The sequence below is a fragment of the Spirochaetota bacterium genome, from assembly GCA_035477215.1.
In the GTDB taxonomy this organism is placed as follows: domain Bacteria; phylum Spirochaetota; class UBA4802; order UBA4802; family UBA5368; genus MVZN01.
On sequence record DATIKU010000060.1, the window covers coordinates 1 to 17,903 of the forward strand.

The following is a 17,903-nucleotide window of genomic DNA, read 5'->3' on the forward strand; positions in this document are numbered from 1 at the left end:
TAACACGCATTGAAATCCATTGTCGTTGAAGCTAGATGGCGATTTTCTTCAGTAGCCTTGCTGGATGGAAACCATATCCATATACTCGAGAAGTCCTTCCTTGTGCAATAAAAGCTTATTGCAATCTTCCAATGATATACCATCGAATTTCTCTCCATCAATCCTGCTTTTCCCATGGAACCATTCCATTAATTTTTTGGGGTCATCTATGCTCTTAATTGACTGAACCAAATCATTACCGAGATTATTCCCGTCCTCAATCGCGGCCGCTGTCACATAGTCAACAAAGTTCGCCACATTATACCCCATATAGCATACCACCAATATTGCACATGACGCAATCACCATGCGAGTTTCTGAAATTTGTCAATTCATTTATTTTCTTTTTGCCCACCTTTTTAGACATTGAAGTGTGATAAGTTCAGTTTAGATTCGACCCATACGCTGACTCGACCTGGAGGGTATCGATGGCTTTTCGATCACGGAACGCGCACCGGCGACGACTGGCGCCTTGTGGGCGACGCCGCCGCCCATGTGGACCCGCCCTCTGCCGTTTTCGGTACCGAGATGTGCGGCGCACTGCTATATGCCCATTTCGCGGGCGACTGCGCCTGAACGGATGTCATCATCACCTTCTATTTTTTTAGGAAATGATTCAATTATCTAACCGATACCCCGGTATAATCGGTGGTGTTTGGAGAGAACACGGAGTTCGAAAAAAGGGAAGTTCCCCGCCGGAGGTGTTCGGCTTCGCTCGGTCGAAAATTTTTGTCCTGAAACGGTAAAATTGTTGCAAAATTACCCTCCGTCAACTAAGTGTGGCTATCACTTTTTCTGATGGAGAATCTCATGGCCAAATGCGAAGTATGCGGGAAATCGGTCCTGTTCGGAAACAGCGTAAGCCATTCCAATAAAAAGACCCTGAAAACTTGGAAACCCAACGTCAAGCGGCTGCGCGTGATGGAAAAAGGCCGGGTGATGCGCAAATATGTCTGCACCCGCTGCATACGTTCCGGAATGGTAACGAAGGCGAGTTAACCGCCGCTGCATCACCGGCGCCGCGCGGCGCCGGAACGCTATGAAAAGCCCGAAAGGGCTTTTCGTGTTTCAGGCCACGGCTTCCCCGATCCCCCGTCGCGCCATCAGGAAACGCACTTTTTACGCGTTAAAATAGCCGAAAATCGATATCACGGTCAGCACCATCGCAAAAAAGGCGACGCCCCCCACCAGGGCGAAGGGGATAAAGAATACCGCTGCCGCACGGTTCAGCGTGGCGGAGTGCATTTCGGATATCCCCTGTATAACGATGGCGGCCGACCATGCGAAGAGCGCCATGGAGAAGAGCACGTAAAAGAACACCGGCGCGAAGTTGAAGACGCTGAAGATCAGTATCGCCGGAAGCAGCAACACCCTGGGAAAGAGCGCGTAGTTCATGATGTTGATGACGTTCTTTATATTACCCTGGTAGCCCATCACCTGCCCGGCCGTATCGATAAGACTTCCGATCAGGATATTTTGAAACACCAGCAGGATAAAGAACAGAATCCAGCCGTAGGTGATCTTGGTGTAGAAAAACGGCGTTTGCGAGCCCAGGAGCGAAAGCGCGAGGATTTCCATGATGGATACGCACGCCGGGACTACAAAGCCGAGGGGCAGCGACTTCGATTCGCGCATGAGCGCCGCGGCGAGTTTTCCCGGATCGGTGAAGACCATATAAAAATAGTCCACCCATACGAGCGATTTCAGGAATTCCTTCATGGCTGGTACCTGTATTCAACGGCCGGCAGGTTTGAGAGGAACTGCCGGTCCACGCGTATGTCGATCGGTCCCCTGGCGCCCTGGAGCGTCATGAGGAGTCGTTCTATCGGATTGGTCACCTCGTCGTACACGGGTGCGTCTTCGGGCAGCTTGGCCAGAGCGCGGGCCTTGGCAAGCGCGGTTTCGAAGGACCCCAGCTCGTCCACGAGCCTGTGTCTGAGCGCGGTTTCGCCGCTCATTACACGCCCGTCCGCGACTGGTTCTATTTCCGGAATCGGTATGTTTCTTCCCAGCGAAACATCCGCCAGAAATTTTTTATACGATGAATCGATGATCTCCTGTATCAGCTCGCGCTCCTCCTGGCTGATGTCGCGGTATGCGGAGAGCAGGTCCTTGTATCGTCCGCTCTTGATGACGTTCATTCGGATGCCGAGCTTCTCGAACAGGCCTTTCAGATTGGGCGATACCGCTATGACGCCGATCGACCCGGTGATTGAACCGTGATTGGCGAGGATGTAGTTGCATGCCGAAGCGACGTAGTAACCGCCCGAGGCGGCCAGCTCGCCCATCGACGCGACCACCATGATGTTTTCCTTGCGGAGGCGCATGATCTTGTCGAAAATCTCCTGCGTGGCCGCGACGGTGCCCCCCGGCGAGTTGATGCGCACAACCACGGCCTTTATGCGTTTGTCGCGCAAAAGGTCATCGAGACGCTGCACGATGGCATCTGAGCCGTATGCCATGCCCAGCGGACCGCCTCCGGAGGCGTCGATGGCGATTGGTCCGTATATTCGGACGATGCCGACACCGGGCCCGGTATCGGGCGAGCGCAGGCGGTAGGCATCGCGACCGGTCCCCTGCATGGTAATGCTGATGTCGATGATCGCAAGCACTGATGAAAGCACGAGCAGTATGAGGATGGAAACGACTATCTTCCTGTTCTTGTCCATTATCCTTTATCTTTTCCGGTAGTGGGATGGCGCGTCGGGCGTCAGCGTATTAAGCCTACCGACTCGGGTGGTTTTTGCAAGAATTATTTGCCACCTAATTAGTATTGACACGTTTTAAAATCGATAGGCAACTGTATCTGTCGCACCACAGGAGCACAGGCCGTGCCCGCCCGCGGTGACGCCGCCTTGGGCGGGCACGAGCGGGCGGGAGATTCCCCCAGCGCCATTATGAAGAGGTCAGCGTGAAAAAACTTCCCGCCACCATCGTCGATTTTCACGTGCATCTTTTTCCCGACAGGCTCTTCGAGAAAATATGGAACTATTTCGGCAAGGACTACGGCTGGGACGTTCGGCACCGCCTGTATTACCGAGAGAGCGTCGAATACCTCCGCGAGCGCGGCGTGGGGCCCATCGTTTATTCCAATTACGCGCACCGCGAGGGGGTCGCCCGCTCGCTCAACGAGTGGAACCATGAAGTACTCAACGAAATCCCCGATCTCTACTGCTTCGCCGCGTATCATCCAGGCGATTACGACGCGCTCGATATCGCGCGACACGCGCTCGACCATCCCCGCGTGCTCGGATTCAAACTCCAGCTCCTCGTCCAGCGCTTCCATCCTCACGACGAGCGCCTGTTCCCGATGTACGAACTCGTTATGGAGCGCGGGAAGCGACTGCTCTTCCACGTCGGCACCGGCCCCGTCGGCAACGAGTTCGTCGGTTACGATCACTTCGTCCGGCTCCTCGACCGGTATCCGAGCCTGCCGGCGAATGTTGCGCACATGGGCGCGCTTGAATTCAGCGAGTTTTTCGGGCTCCTCGACGCGCATCCCCTGCTCTATTTCGACACGTCCTTCGCGTTTCTGCCGGGTCTGCCGGTCCGCTTCGACCTGGGGAACGACGTGCTCGAGCGGTACAGGGACCGAATCCTATACGGCTCGGACTTCCCCAACATCATTTTTCCGCGTGAAGACGAGATCGACTGTCTCCTCGGCCTTGATCTTTCGCAGGAGTTCTATGATGCCGTCTTTCTCAAAAACGGCATGCGCATCATTCGTGGGGAGGTCTGAAGCATATATGGAAGACCGCTGCGCGACCGGAAAACAGTCATCCAATTTTCGGCGGAGAGTGATGCATTGCTCTTGCGTGTGTATTGAATTTCTTGTAAAATTCTGTCATTGCGAGCCCCGGTCTTTCCGGGGCGTGGGGATCTCTTTTTATTTCAAGCTATATGGATTACCTTCCCGCCTTTTGAGATCGCGGCGTCGCTACGCTCTTCGCGATACCGGTTTTCGGCCCGGAATTAAATCCACACTCCCGCCCTCCGGGCGTCCTTTTCCAAGAAATGTTTGCTTTTCCGGCTATGATTTGAAAAAGTGCCATAGCGCTTCAACCTTAAGCGTAACGGCGGTATCAGACTGATGAAAAGAATCGAAACGGAAGCGATCGTCATTGGCGGGGGGGCCACCGGGGCGGGAACGCTCCGCGACCTGACGCTGCGCGGCGTTCGCGCCGTCCTTATAGAAAAGAGCGACATGGCCTCGGGAACCACGGGCCGCAATCACGGTCTGCTGCACTCGGGCGCGCGGTACGCGGTCAACGACCTGGAATCGGCGCGCGAGTGCATCCGCGAAAATAAAATCTTGAAGAAGATCGCGCGTCACTGCATCGAGGACACCGGCGGTCTTTTCGTCACGCTCCCTGAGGATGACCCCTCGTATCACGGCAAGCTGATCGAACACTGTAAATACGCGGGGATCCGCTGCGAGGAGATAAGCGTACAGGAGGCCCTGCGTATCGAGCCCAACCTCAACCCGAACATCCTCGCCGCGCTCCGTGTCCCCGACGGCACCATCGATCCCTTCCGGCTCACGTCGGCCAACGTGCTCGACGCTCAGGAGCGCGGCGCCATTGTCCTCACCCACACCGGGGTGAGCGGTGTCATTCGCGAGGGCGATCGTGCCACCGGCGTCAACTGCCGTGACCGGAGGACCGGCGAGGAGTTTGAGGTGTTCGGCGGTATCATCGTGAACGCCTCGGGCGTCTGGGGGCAGGAGCTCTGCGCCTCGGCCGGTATCGCGCTGCGGATGTTCCCCTCCAAGGGCTCAATGGTCATCATCGATTACCGCATCAATAACGTCGTTGTCAACCGCTGCCGCGTACCCTCCGACGGCGACATCGTCGTCCCCGGCGACACTGTCTCGCTCATCGGCACCACGTCCAAGAAAGTGGACTACGATAAAATCGACGAGATCACCGTCGACCAGGATGAAATCGCCACGCTCCTGGAAAGCGGCGAGAAGCTCATCCCGAACGTGTCGAGAACGAGGGTGCTGCGCGCATATTGCGGCGTGCGCCCGCTCATCGCCGTATCGGGCGAGATGGACGGACGCGAGATAAGCCGCGGGATCGTGCTCATCGACCACGAGAAACGCGATTCCGTGGGCGGGTTCATCACCATAGCCGGCGGCAAGCTCATGACCTACCGCCTGATGGCGGAGATGGCCGCAGACCTTGCGTGCGCCAAGCTGAATTTAAAAAAGAGGTGCCGCACCCGGACAACGGCGCTGCCCGGCTCCGAGCGAAAACTGGACCAGGCGAAATCGGTGAAGTTCTTCACCGGTATTCCCAACTCGGTGGTCGGCTCGACCCTGTACCGCCACGGGCAACGCATACGGAACATCCTCCACCGCGATAAGCGCAACTACGGCCTCATCTGCGAATGCGAGATGGTCACAGAGGGCGAAATCGAATACGCCCTTAAAAAGCTTAATGCTAAAGATATAGTCGATTTGCGGCGCAGAACGCGCATCGGCATGGGCCCCTGCCAGGGCCAGCTCTGCGCCTACCGCGCGGCCGGACTCTTCGTAAAATACGACTCGGCAACGTCGACCGAATCGAACAAAATGCTCGTCGATTTTCTGGAGGAGCGCTGGAAGGGGATCAAACCGGTGCTGTGGGGAGACGCCCTGCGCTCGGTTGAGTTCTGCTACTGGATATATCAGGGGCTCTTCGGTCTCGGCGATGTCAAGTTTCCGGAAGAGGGTGAGGACAGGTGAGGTACGACTGCGTAATAATAGGCGGCGGGCTTTCGGGCATCACCTGCGGAATCCGGCTTGCGGAAAAGGGCGCGAGCTGCGCCGTTATATCCACGGGCATGAGCGCCCTGCACTTCTCGTCGGGCTCCATCGACCTTTTCGGCCACGAAGGAGAAGGGAAGACGGTGTTCCGCCCCTTCGAATTCCTGGACGATTTCATCGGTTCCAACCCGCTCCATCCCTACGCCCGCTGCGGGTCATCGCAAATACGCGAGGCGCTCTTTTATTTCAGGGACCAGCTCGGCCGGGAAGACATCGACCTCTACAATAACGACGATGCCAACCACTTCCACGTCACCACGCTGGGCACGCTCAAACCCACGTTTTTTTCGCAGCGAAGCGTTTTCAACGAGAAGATACGCCAGGCCTTCGAGAAGAAATCGAAGATCGCGGCGCTCAATTTCGAAGGCTACCGCGACTTTTACCCGGAGCTCGCCGTCATCAACCTCAAACGCAATATTCTGTTCAGAAACATCGAGATTATCTCCGGAAAAATCCTGTATCCGGACTACGGAGACCCCCGGCGCAATCCATTCGAATACCGCTCGATCGACATCGCCCGCATATTCGACACCGAGCGCTACCTGGAGGACCTCGCCGCGCAGATCCGCGCCGCCGCCGGCGACGCGGCCTTCGCCGCTATGCCGGCCTTCCTCGGCATTACCAATTTCAAGCGGCACCACCAGCTGCTGCAGCAGTTAACGGGGCTGCTCATCTACGAGATTCCCACGCTTCCGCCGTCAATTCTCGGAATGCGCATCGACAACGCGCTCAAGTCTCGCTTCGCCGCGCTCGGCGGCGTATACATCGCGGGTGATACCGTTAAGAGCGGAACGATCTCCGGAGGAAGACTCGAGTCCGTTTACACGGAAAACGGCGGCGCCTCCGCCCTTGGCGCCGGAAACTTTGTACTGGCGAGCGGCAGTTTCTTCAGCGGCGGACTGGTGAGCGAATTCAGCCGTGTGCGCGAGCCCGTTTTCGGCCTTCGGGTGCACAGCGACGCCGAGCGCTCGAGGTGGTACGCGCCGGAGTTCTTCCCCCGGGACGGACATCCCTTCCTCGAATACGGCGTCGAGACCGACGAGCGTCTCAACCCGCTCACCGACGACGGGCAGAGGATCGCAAACCTCTACTGCATCGGGGCGCTTCTCCCTCACTACAACCCGATTCGCGAGGGCTCGGGCGGCGGCGTCGCCGTGTCCACCGGCTACCGCGCCGCCGAGCTCATTCTCGCAGGAAATTGACAGCCCATGATCAAACTGGAAAATATAAGCTTCGACCATTGCATCAAGTGCACCGTGTGCACCATCTACTGCCCGGTTGCCAGGGCCACGCACCACTTCCCCGGCCCCAAGCAGTCGGGCCCCGACACGGAGCGTCTGCGCATAAAGAACCCCGAGCTCCTCGACGACTCGCTGAAGTACTGCACCAACTGCAAGCGCTGCGAGATCGCCTGCCCGTCGAACGTCAAGATCGCCGACATCATCCAGAGCTCGAAATGGCGCTATTTCAAGAACGTATTCCGCGTGCGCGATTTTTTCCTGGCCCGCACCGACCTCATGGGAAGTGTCGCCACGCGCGTGAGCTACCTGGTGAACTTTTTTATTAAACTCTTCCCGGTGAAATTCTTCCTCGACCGTTTCATGAAGATACCGTCCGAGCGACGCTTCCCCAAATACGCACAGGGGACCTTTCTGTCATGGTATAACAAGCACCGGAAGGAGCAGGAGGCGTTCGCCGAAAAGGCCGTTTATTTCCATGGCTGCTACGTCAACTACAACAACCACGACCTGGGAAAGGACGTTTTGACGGTGCTGAACGCAATTAATGTCGGCGTGATCGTTACCGACGAAAAGTGTTGCGGCGTGCCGCTCATCGCAAACGGCTACATCGACAAGGCGAGGAAAAACGCCCTCTTCAATATCCACTCGCTCGAGAAGTCGGCGTCCGCAATCGGCGCGCGCATCGTCTCGGCATCGTCAAGCTGCTCGTTCGCTCTGAAGCACGAGTACCCGAACCTCCTCGAGATCGACAACTCGGCGATCCTCGACGACCTCGACTACATCACGAGGTTTATCCACGAGCGCTTTGAAAATGGGAACGTTCCCGCCATGAAACCGGTGCCGGTCAGGGCGGCCTATCACTCACCCTGCCACCTCGAGCGGATGGGGGGCGTGATGAATACCATCGAAGTGCTTAAAAAAATACCCGGGCTGGATCTCACAATACTGCATTCCGAGTGCTGCGGAATCGCCGGCACCTATGGCTTCAAGAAGGAATACTACAAGGTCGCGCAGAAGGTCGGCGCCGAGCTCTTCAAGAGGATCGAGCGTGTGAACCCCGAGATCGTCATCACCGACTGCGAGACCTGCAAGTGGCAGATCGAGATGAGCACCCCCTACCGCGTCGAGCACCCGGTGACCGTTCTCGCGCGCGCCATCGACGGAAAGAAGCTTTAGCGTTCGCCTTACAGGCGCGCGGCCAGACGCGCGACGAGTCCGTCCATGTGAAAGAGGCCCTCGATCGAGAAGCTGAACCGGACATCCCCCCCCGCCCCCTCGACGAGCGCAAGCCCCTCTTTCGCGAGCCGGTCGAATTCGCCGATGAGCGCGTCCGGCATCCTCGACCCCGTCGCTGTTTCGAACGCCGAGCGCGTTATGCCCCGCCTCAGGCGTAGCCCCGTAAGCAGAAACTCCTCCGCCGCGGCGCCCTTCCCCCTCTCGTCGAGCACCGGCGCTATCGAAGGGCCTTCGAGGTATTCTTCGACCGTCTGCGTGCTGTAGAGACGCTGTAAACCATAGAACGAGTGCGCGCCGGGCCCGTAGCCTATATAGGGTGCGAATGTCCAGTACTTCATGTTGTGGCGCGATTCGAACCCGGGCACACAGAAGTTCGAAACCTCGTAGTGCGTATATCCTCTTTTTTCCATGACAGCCATGAGATCCTCGAAGCGCCGGCGCTGTTCGAGCGAGAGCTCGTGCGTTTCGGCCATACGCCGCGAGAGCGGCGTGTTCTTGTCGATGCTCAGTATGTATGCCGATACATGCTCGGGGCGGTACGCCAAAAGACGTTCGAGCTCGCGATTGAGGCCGCCTTTGTCCTGCCCGGGTATTCCCGTTATAATATCGACGCAGTGCGCGATACCGCTCATCGCAAAGAAGGCGTTGAGCATCTTCGTGTCCGGTGCCTTCGAGCGCCTGCCGATAACGCCGCGCAGGTGCGCGTCGAGCGTCTGGACGCCGAGCACGACGCGGTTTACGCCCGCGCTGCGGTACTCCCCGATCGAGGTAACCGAAAAGTCCTCCGGATTGCATTCGAGCGTTATTTCGCAATCTGGACCTGTCCGGCTGAAACACGAACGCACCGTCTCGATTACCCGAGCGACAAGCGGCGCTCCGAGGAGCGACGGGGTACCGCCGCCAAAATATATCGTATCAAAAGAAAAGGCGGCCGTGTCACGGGAGCGCCCCCGCATTTCGTCGATCAGTCTGTCGACATAGCGGCCGAAGAGCTTGCGGCGATCACCGTCTGAAAACATACCGACCGGCACGGAATAAAACGAACAGTAGTCGCATTTGGACCGGCAGAAGGGGACATGGATGTAGACCCCGACGTTCACCGTTAAACCCGCCCGGTCACCGTATGCCGAGGTACACGTTGACCTCGGTGCGCGGACGGAATTCGCCACGCACACAGGCGACAACCTGCCGCTGCGACTCGTCCGTGTTCGAGAAGCTGAAGAGTACGTGCGGAAGCGGCGCGAGCGCGGCGACGGGAAACGGGTTGCCGGTGCAGAGCACGACGAGTGTGACGCCCTGCATGCCATGCAGGCGCGCTACCTCGGCGAGGATCGCCGGCTCGGGCCTGTCCACATGAAGATACACCAGTTGCCGGCCGTCCTTGCCGCGTGCGAGGGCGGCGTCCAGGTCGGTTGTATTTCCCAGCACCAAAAGACCCCGGACCGGCTTTTCAATCAGCTCGCGCCGCATAACGGGACTCGCGGTTACGAAATACCTTGCGAAGTACGGGCCTTCATCACCCGCGGCCATGAACGGACCCTCGCCGTGATAATACAGCGCCCTGCGGGAAAGCTCCCGGTTGATGACCGCCGCCTCGGCGAGCGACTCAAGCTCGCTTTTCGAATACCTGGGCTTCTCGATCCGGGCGCGCCCGGAATCCGTTTCCAGTATTGAAAAACGTTCCTTTGCCGCGATGATCCGTCGCACCGATTCGTCTATTCTTATTTCGGAAAGCCGCCCGTCGGCGACGGCCTTCCCGAGCGCGGCATGGATGCGCGCGACGCTCTGACCGCAGGTGCTGATGAGGATGATATCCGTGCCCGCCTCGACCGAGCGTACCGCAGCTTCTCCGATATCCATGAGCTTCGAAACGGCGTTCATCTCCATGTCGTCGGTAATGACGAGCCCTTTATGGCCCATCTCTTCCCTTAAAAGCCCCCGGAGCATCTTTTCCGACAATGTGGCGGGCACATCTTCGCCAAGGATGTTTGGATAGGATATATGCGCGGTCATAACGGCCGACACGTTCTCGTCGATCGCCGCCGCGAACGGCGGAAGCTCGACCTTTTTAAGGTGTTCCAGCCCGTAGTTGATTACCGGCAGCACGTGGTGGGAGTCGCTGTCTGTATCGCCATGCCCCGGGAAGTGTTTTACGACCGCCATGCACCGGGACTCCTGCAGGCCCCGTATGTACGCGCGTCCCATCGCGGCGACGATCGCGGGGTCGGATCCGAAGGAACGAGTGTTGATGACCGGGTTCTCCGGGTTGTTGTTCACGTCCACAGCCGGCGCCAGATTCATGTTGACGCCCATCAGTCGCAGTTCGATCCCGAGTATCCGCGCCGTCCTGTATGCGAGGTCCGCATCGTTAACGACTCCCAGGGGCATGTTGCCGGGAAACTGGGTTACGCCGTCGATGATGCGGCGCACCCTTCCGCCCTCCTGGTCGATCGAAATGAAAAGCGGTATCCCCGCAGGCTGCATCGCGGCCTTCTGCATGTCCGCTATAAAGGCCGCGGTTTTGTCGCGCGAGGAAAGGTTGTACCCGAAGAGTATTATGCCGCCGGGAGCGAAGCTCCCGATCATGGTACGCGCCGCCGGCGTCATCTCAGTGCCGTTTACGCCGACCATCATCATCTGTCCTATTTTCCGGCCGAGCGGCATTTCTTTCAGCAGCGCGTTTATTTCGGCCTCCTTTCTAATCGTGGGTCCTGCGACTACCCCGCCCGCCGCAAGGCCCGCGACAACGACCCCGGCGATGATTTTTTTATACATGCATCCTCCCGTGTACGGTATCTTCTCATCCAACATAATGGGCGCCTGATCGGGTCCCGGATCAACTACTTTTTTGCCCGATGAAGTAAAGTCGCCCCCGTCAATCCCCCGATACGTATGGTAAGGAAGGAATAAGCGGACCTGCCATTCACCCGAGGGAAAACCCCGGAATTCATTAATACTCTCCGGAAAGGAGGCCCGTTCCATGATACCGTTTTCACGATGAAAACCATACAACACATTGACAGCTATCCGGCCGATTCGTTGATCGTCCGCCGGGTCATCTCGGTGCTGTGCGATGACCTCCGGTCCATCCACTGCCCCCAGGAGGAGATCGACGAGATCATCATCTCGATGGATGAGGCGCTGACCAACGCGATCCAGGAGACCATCCGCACGCAGGAAGGCATTCCGGTCGCCCATGCGGACCTGATCCGCGCCATCACCGTTCGCTATCTCCTCGACGATGAGCATTTTGAGGCGACTATCATAGACCACGGGGGCGGATTCGACCCCGTTAAATCGTTCCACGATTCTCCAAGCCGCCATGCCGAAGACTATTTCGGACAACTCGTCCGCTACATCGATAAAAGCGAATCGGGCAAGCTGCGGGTGACCGTCAACGAGCGGGAGCTTTCCCTGAAAGGAATCGGGGCGGGACTTAAAATTCTGCTTGCCTTCATGGATAGAATAACGATCGATTTTATCGACAGAAAAGACGTCATCTCTGACTCGGTGACGGAATTCACCGACGGCACCATTCTTACGATCAGCAGAAAAAGGAGATACCGATGACGCAGAAGAAGGCGCCCAAGGCGTACAAGAACCTCGATTTCCTCAATTCGCACGAGGCCCGCACCATTCGAATTCTCTCCGAGTACATCGAACCGGAAAAACGCCTGCGCGATATGAACATCAAGCATACCGTTGTTTTCTTCGGTTCGGCACGGATACTGCCCAACGACCCGGCAACGGGGAAATACTACACCTCGGCCGAGGAGTTCGCCTACAGGCTCGCGAAGCTCGGCAATTCCATGGAGCGCAAAAAGCGCGGCTTTCACATCTGCACCGGCGGCGGCCCCGGGATAATGGAAGCGGCCAACCTCGGTGCCCACAGGGCCGGTGCAAAGAACATCGGTTTAAATATATCGCTGCCATTTGAACAGAACCCCAATCGATATATAACACCCGAGCTCAATTTCGAGTTCCATTATTTTTTCATGCGCAAGCTCTGGTTTTTATATAACGCGAAAGCGCTTGTCGTCTTTCCAGGGGGTTTCGGTACGCTCGACGAGCTCTTCGAAGCCCTCACCCTGATACAGACGGGAAAGATCCATAAAAAGAACATGCCCATCCTCCTCTACGACAGGGCATACTGGGAATCAATGATCAACTTCGACAAAATGGTCGAGCTCGGCTTTATCGATCCGGAAGACCTAAAGCTCATCCACTTTTTCGACAGCCCGGAAGAAGGCGTTAAGTTCCTCAAGAACCGCCTCGAGAAAGGCATATCCGACATCAATCATAGATTCCACCCATAAAGCCGTCTGACCGGCGTCGTTTTATTATTGCAATTTACTGGCGAGGCCGTATTATTCGCGGCAGAGGGTGCATTACATGAATTCAGGCGGGATAAATCAATGAAAAAGCTGACGGCGCCTGGCCTTGTCTTATGCGTGGTTTTCTTGACCCCGACGCTCCGGGCGGAAAGCCCCGGGCACGAATACCGCAACGAGTGCTTCAATTACACCATCTCGCTTCCTCCCGGATGGGAGCGTTCGGACCTGACACTTGAGCGCCGGCACCTGCTCTACGCATTCCCCGACAGGAATACCGAAATAAAGGTGAAGGCTTCATTTTCGAGCGAGACAGATCTGGAAAAAATCGCGGGCGACAGATGGAACCTAAGCGGCGTGGATCCGATTCTCAACAAGATCATCGAAACGGGCAGGATAAGCATACGGCGGAAAGTAACCGGCAAGCTTCTGGTGTTCGAATTCCGCTCCCGCGGCGGAGCAACGCTGCAGCGGACACTGATTACGCATAACGCAGGAATCCTGTACATAATACAGTGCACCTCGCCGACCGCCACATTCTATCGGCACGAGGGGGCTTTTAACGTCGCGCTGTCTTCATTCAGTTACATCGCCGCGGAAAAAACCACGGAAGAGGAAACTCCGGTCGAACCCATCCCGGAGCCCCGGTAGGAATCGGGCGGCGGGTATCGTTTTGACCGCGTCCGAGGCCGTGTACGTGCCCAAGGCCGGACTTGAACCGGCACAGACCAGAGTCCGAGGGATTTTAAGTCCCTTGTGTCTACCAATTCCACCACTTGGGCGAAAAACAGTCCAAAGCCGAAGGCCGCGCGCCATGGGAGTGCGACGATTGACTTTGGACTGGAATATGAGGCGCCGAGCGGACTTGAACCGCTGAATAAAGGTTTTGCAGACCTCTCCCTTAGCCACTTGGGTACGGCGCCGTGGCGTGTGCCGCACGCGAAAGACATGCTTTCTTTCCGCTGAAAATACGTATAGATACCGCACGTACGGATGTCAACCGAAAATGCGCCTTATGCGGGAAGAAAAAATTGCGCCCCACATGACGCAAAAAACTTCCTTCAATTTTTCTGTTTATAAAATGCCTCAATGGTAACCACATTTATATCAAAACTGGAAAATTCCTTATTAATATTCAATTATAAATATTGACAATTTAAATTCGTGTTCCACACTTGGTTGAGAATGCTTTAATAGACTTCCGCCTTATTTATTATTAATATTTGCATACTTTAATTACACTCAAACAGGAGGTTCGTATGATAAAAAGGATCGATAAAGCAGCCGTTATCGGCTCCGGTATCATGGGGGGCGGTATCGCGGCCCTGCTGGCCGATGCGGGAGTGGAAACCCTGCTTCTCGACATCGTACCCTTCAACCTGACGGATGAAGAGAAGAAGGATCCAAAAGCCCGCAACCGAATAGTCCAGACCGGCTTCGAAAACTTGATGAAGGCTAAACCCGCTCTCGTTATGGACAAGGCCAACACCACACGCATCAAGCTCGGAAATCTCGAGGACGACTTCGCGAAGCTTGCCGATTGCGACCTGATCATCGAAGTGGTTGTCGAAAACCTCAAGATCAAGCAGGAGCTTTTCGGCAAAATCGACAAGATCCGCAAGCCCACGGCGATCATCACCACGAACACCTCGGGCCTTCCGCTTCAGGAAATCTCGAAGGGCCTGAGCAAGGAATTCAAGGAGCATTTCATGGGGACCCACTTCTTCAACCCGGTCCGCTATATGCACCTTCTCGAGCTCATCCCCGGCGCCGACACCAAAAAAGAAATCCTCGAATTCCTGGCCGACTTCGGCGAAAAGAGGCTTGGCAAGGGTATCGTGTGGGCGAAGGACACCCCGAACTTCATCGGAAACCGCATCGGCGTTTACTCGATCGTGGACATTCTTCCAGCGATGAAGGAAGCCGGCATGAGCATTCCCGATGTCGATGCCATTTTCGGTCCGGCGATGGGACGCCCGAAAACCGCCGTCTTCAAACTGTCCGACATGGTCGGCCTCGACACCATAAACCACCTTGCCGACAATTCGTATGAACTTCTTCCCAAGGACGAGCGCAGGGAAGCGTACAAGCTTCCGGACTGGTTCAAGAAGATGATCGAGAACAAGTGGTTCGGCGACAAAACCAAGGGTGGCTTCTACAAGAAGGAAAAGAGTCCGGACGGCAAGCGGGTGACTTTGGTCCTCAATCCCGACACAATGGATTACGCTCCGGCCGACAAACCGACTTTCCCCTGCCTCGACGCCGCCAAAGCAGCGAAGACCCCTGCCGAAAAGATCAAAGCCGTTGTATGGGGCGATGACAAGGCCGCCAAGTTCGCGTGGAAAGTCACCGCTTCGGGATGCATATACGCCGCGAACCGCGTTCCCGAAATAGCCGACTCGATCGTCGACATCGATAACGCGATGGTATGGGGTTACAACAACGAGTTCGGTCCCTTCGGCACCTGGGACGCAATCGGCGTGGAAGAGTCGGTGAAGCGCATGGAGAATGAGGGAATGAAGGTTCCCGCAAACGTGAAGAAGATGCTCGCCTCCGGCGCCAAGACCTTCTACAAGAGCGAAAAAGGCAAAGACTTTTACTATGATCTCATTAAGGGCGGTTACAAGGAAATCAAGAGGAGCGCGAGCACGATCCTCCTGAAGAACTGCAAAGAGGTAAAGTCCAACGCTTCCTGCTCGCTTATCGACCTTGGCGACGGCGTTTTCAACTTCGAGTTCCACACCAAGATGAACGCCATCAACGGCGAAATCGTTGATTTCATTCCGGTCGCCCTCGAGCACGTTAACAAAAACGGCATCGGCCTTGTCATCGGCAACCAGGCCGGCGGTATGCCCGGCGCATTCTCGGCGGGCGGCGACCTTGGCTACATGGGCGCCCTGGCGAAAGACGGCAAGTTCGACGTTATCAACGACTTCATCGCCAAAGTTCATGTAGGCATCCAGGCCCTGCGCTACTCCAACTTCCCGGTTATCGCCGCTCCGTACGGCATGACACTGGGCGGCGGCTGCGAAGTCTGTCTTGCCTCCGACCGCATACTGGCGCACACCGAAACTTATATGGGTCTTGTTGAGATCGGAGCCGGTCTCCTCCCCGGAGGTCTGGGCATGCTCAACCTGTGGAGAAAGGTCATCGCGAACGTTCCGGCCTCGGTTAAAATCACCGACCTCGGCGGGTTCTTCCTGCCCTGTTTTATGGCGGTTGCCCAGGCTCAGGTTGGCATGGGTGCCTTCGACCTCAAGAATAAAGGATTCCTCGGTCCCAAAGACAGGATCATCTTCAACCGCGACCTCCAGATCGGCGAAGCCAAGAAGGAAGTCATAAAGATGGTTGAGGAAGGATACACGCCTCCGAAACACGACCCGATCCTCGTAATGGGCCAGGAAGTGCACGGCATGGTATGGGCTGAAATGAACAACATGAAGAGCGGCGGCTTCATCACCCCGCACATGGAGTTCATCGCGAAAAAGATCGCACTGGTCATGTCGGGCGGCGATGTCATTCAGGGCACCTTGATTCCGGAAGAACAGTGGCTTAAGCAGGAGCGTGAAGCGTTCGTCGATCTTTGGAAGACCGAAAACACCCAGAAGATGGCGGCGCACATTCTCACGACCGGCAAACCGTTGATGATCTAAGGATCCAAACCACTAATAATAGGAGGAACAGATATATGAGTGAAGCATATATCGTTTCAGCAGTAAGAACACCCGGATGTAGAAGGGGAAAAGGCGCGTTCAATCAGACCAGGCCCGAGGATTTACTCGCGCAGGTAATGGTGGCGGCCGCCGATCGCATCAAGCTCGACAAGGCGCTCGTCGACGATTGTTTCACCGGTTGCGCGTTCCCCGAAGCCGAGCAGGGAATCAATGTCGCCCGCATCGCGCAGCTCATGGCCGGTTATCCGATCACCAGCTCCGCGGCGGTCGTCAACCGTTTCTGCTCGTCCGGACTCGAAGCCATCGCTCTTGCCGCCCTTAAGATAAAGGCCGGCTGGGTGGATGTGGCCATGGGTTCCGGCCTCGAAAGCATGTCGATCGTTCCCATGGGCGGAAATCTTCCCAGGCCTCATCCGGACTGGGCGAAGAAGAACCCCGATGTGTATATATCCATGGGTATCACGGCCGAAAACGTGGCTTCCCGCTACAATGTAAGCCGCGAAGACCAGGATCAGTTCGCGTACGAGTCCAACATGAAGGCCGCAAAGGCCCAGAAGGAGAAGCTCTTTACCGAGATTCATCCGACGACCGGTACCCGCTTTGTTCAGCAGGCCGACGGCACCTACAAGAAGGAAACCTTCGTCCAGGATTTCGACGACGGCGTTCGCGCTGAAACGACCATTGAGGGACTCGCGAAACTGCGCCCCGCCTTCAAGGCGATGGGTTCGGTTACCGCCGGTAACTCCTCGCAGACCACCGACGGCGCCGCGGCGACGATCGTGGCCAGCGAAGAAGCCTGCAAGAAGTACAATCTGAAGCCCCTTGCCCGCGTGGTCGGCTACGCCGTCGCCGGTTGCGAGCCCGATGAAATGGGTGTCGGACCGAAGTACGCGATTCCCAAGGTGCTTAAGCAGACCGGTCTCAAAATCGACGACATCGGCGTTTATGAGCTTAACGAAGCTTTCGCTTCGCAGGCGCTGCACTGCGCGCGCGAGCTTAAAATCGACCCCGCGAAGATTAACACTACCGGCGGCGCGATCGCGCTCGGCCATCCCCTGGGATGCACCGGCGCGAAGCTCATGGCCACCCTCGTCATGAATATGCACCGACTCAATGTGAAGTACGGCATCGAGTCGATGTGTATCGGCGGCGGCATGGGCGCCGCGATGATCATCGAAAAGATGTAAGAGCCGGTAAAACGACGTAAAAAAGCCGCCTTCGGGCGGCTTTTTTTATTCCACTCACCCGAACACAGCCCCATCCGCAACCGGAAAAACTCTAACATTTGGCCCATACCGTGCCGACTGACATAACAGAGACTATAACGGCTTGTGACCACTACGTAAGGAGGGCAAATGATTCACAACGAAGGAGACCTGCGCAACTGGAAACAGGAACAACTCAACTACTTCAGAGGGTATCTTGGCAACTTCAGGAAGGATTCCCGCGAGTACAAGCTTCTTGTGGAAGGCATCAGAGAGCTGGAAAAAAGCCTTTAGGGCGCCGCTTTCGCGTTCGGCGCTTGTGCGCCATCAACCGGGCGTTTGAGCGGCCCTGAGATCGACCGCGATCA

General features: G+C 56.6%; 15 protein-coding genes and 2 tRNA genes. 11 read left to right on the forward strand and 6 right to left on the reverse strand.

Translation table 11 applies throughout. From position 1 onward, the window contains the following. The first annotated feature begins 849 nt into the window (after positions 1-849). Positions 850-1,038 carry a 50S ribosomal protein L28 gene (gene rpmB, locus VLM75_15705; protein HSV98366.1) on the forward strand — a complete coding sequence of 63 codons (189 nt, stop codon included), beginning with the start codon at positions 850-852 and terminating at the stop codon, positions 1,036-1,038. Positions 1,039-1,158: 120 nt separating this feature from the next. Here rpmB and VLM75_15710 read toward each other — a convergent pair whose 3' ends face one another. Both VLM75_15710 and sppA read right to left on the reverse strand, forming a co-directional pair. Further along, positions 1,159-1,758 carry a YIP1 family protein gene (locus tag VLM75_15710; GenBank protein ID HSV98367.1) on the reverse strand — a complete coding sequence of 200 codons (600 nt, stop codon included), beginning with the start codon at positions 1,756-1,758 and terminating at the stop codon, positions 1,159-1,161. Beyond that, positions 1,755-2,708 (reverse strand): signal peptide peptidase SppA, encoded by a 954-nt coding sequence (gene sppA, locus VLM75_15715; GenBank protein ID HSV98368.1) that lies wholly within the window; start codon positions 2,706-2,708, stop codon positions 1,755-1,757. The genes VLM75_15710 and sppA overlap by 4 nt, the downstream gene beginning before the upstream one ends. Before the next feature lie 242 nt (positions 2,709-2,950). Here sppA and VLM75_15720 point away from each other — a divergent pair, with 242 nt between their 5' ends. From VLM75_15720 to glpC, 4 genes are all read left to right on the forward strand, one after another. Beyond that, positions 2,951-3,778 (forward strand): amidohydrolase family protein, encoded by an 828-nt coding sequence (locus VLM75_15720; protein HSV98369.1) that lies wholly within the window; start codon positions 2,951-2,953, stop codon positions 3,776-3,778. Between the two features lie 342 nt (positions 3,779-4,120). Next, a complete protein-coding gene (gene glpA / locus VLM75_15725) occupies positions 4,121-5,767 on the forward strand; it encodes an anaerobic glycerol-3-phosphate dehydrogenase subunit A (protein ID HSV98370.1) in 1,647 nt (548 codons plus the stop codon). Continuing rightward, a complete protein-coding gene (gene glpB / locus VLM75_15730; GenBank protein HSV98371.1) occupies positions 5,764-7,050 on the forward strand; it encodes a glycerol-3-phosphate dehydrogenase subunit GlpB in 1,287 nt (428 codons plus the stop codon). The genes glpA and glpB overlap by 4 nt, the downstream gene beginning before the upstream one ends. Before the next feature lie 6 nt (positions 7,051-7,056). Beyond that, positions 7,057-8,265 (forward strand): anaerobic glycerol-3-phosphate dehydrogenase subunit GlpC, encoded by a 1,209-nt coding sequence (gene glpC, locus VLM75_15735; GenBank protein HSV98372.1) that lies wholly within the window; start codon positions 7,057-7,059, stop codon positions 8,263-8,265. Positions 8,266-8,273: 8 nt separating this feature from the next. Here the strand turns inward: glpC and VLM75_15740 are convergent, their stop codons facing one another. Together VLM75_15740 and nagZ are read right to left on the reverse strand one after the other, a co-directional pair. Then, positions 8,274-9,425, reverse strand: coding sequence for a coproporphyrinogen-III oxidase family protein (locus tag VLM75_15740; protein HSV98373.1), 1,152 nt, complete (start codon positions 9,423-9,425; stop codon positions 8,274-8,276). A gap of 16 nt (positions 9,426-9,441) precedes the next feature. Then, positions 9,442-11,100, reverse strand: coding sequence for a beta-N-acetylhexosaminidase (gene nagZ, locus VLM75_15745; protein HSV98374.1), 1,659 nt, complete (start codon positions 11,098-11,100; stop codon positions 9,442-9,444). A 222-nt stretch (positions 11,101-11,322) separates the two neighbouring features. Here nagZ and VLM75_15750 point away from each other — a divergent pair, with 222 nt between their 5' ends. The 3 genes from VLM75_15750 (at position 11,323) to VLM75_15760 (ending at position 13,307) form a co-directional block, all read left to right on the forward strand. After that, positions 11,323-11,895: an ATP-binding protein gene (locus tag VLM75_15750; GenBank protein HSV98375.1), complete on the forward strand. Its 573-nt coding sequence runs from the start codon at positions 11,323-11,325 to the stop codon at positions 11,893-11,895. Beyond that, positions 11,892-12,641 (forward strand): TIGR00730 family Rossman fold protein, encoded by a 750-nt coding sequence (locus VLM75_15755; GenBank protein ID HSV98376.1) that lies wholly within the window; start codon positions 11,892-11,894, stop codon positions 12,639-12,641. The genes VLM75_15750 and VLM75_15755 overlap by 4 nt, the downstream gene beginning before the upstream one ends. A gap of 99 nt (positions 12,642-12,740) precedes the next feature. Beyond that, the gene (locus tag VLM75_15760; protein ID HSV98377.1) at positions 12,741-13,307 is read left to right on the forward strand and encodes a hypothetical protein; all 567 of its coding nucleotides are present in this window, start codon (positions 12,741-12,743) and stop codon (positions 13,305-13,307) included. Positions 13,308-13,354: 47 nt separating this feature from the next. Here VLM75_15760 and VLM75_15765 read toward each other — a convergent pair. Together VLM75_15765 and VLM75_15770 are read right to left on the reverse strand one after the other, a co-directional pair. After that, positions 13,355-13,438: transfer RNA gene (locus VLM75_15765), tRNA-Leu, on the reverse strand. A gap of 68 nt (positions 13,439-13,506) precedes the next feature. After that, positions 13,507-13,579, reverse strand: a tRNA-Cys gene (locus VLM75_15770). Positions 13,580-13,915: 336 nt separating this feature from the next. Here VLM75_15770 and VLM75_15775 point away from each other — a divergent pair. The 3 genes from VLM75_15775 (at position 13,916) to VLM75_15785 (ending at position 17,829) form a co-directional block, all read left to right on the forward strand. Continuing rightward, positions 13,916-16,309: a 3-hydroxyacyl-CoA dehydrogenase/enoyl-CoA hydratase family protein gene (locus VLM75_15775; protein ID HSV98378.1), complete on the forward strand. Its 2,394-nt coding sequence runs from the start codon at positions 13,916-13,918 to the stop codon at positions 16,307-16,309. 35 nt (positions 16,310-16,344) lie between these two features. Next, on the forward strand, positions 16,345-17,517 hold the full coding sequence (locus tag VLM75_15780; GenBank protein ID HSV98379.1) for a thiolase family protein: 1,173 nt from the start codon (positions 16,345-16,347) through the stop codon (positions 17,515-17,517). Between the two features lie 168 nt (positions 17,518-17,685). Then, a complete protein-coding gene (locus VLM75_15785) occupies positions 17,686-17,829 on the forward strand; it encodes a hypothetical protein (GenBank protein ID HSV98380.1) in 144 nt (47 codons plus the stop codon). The last annotated feature ends 74 nt before the right edge of the window (positions 17,830-17,903 follow it).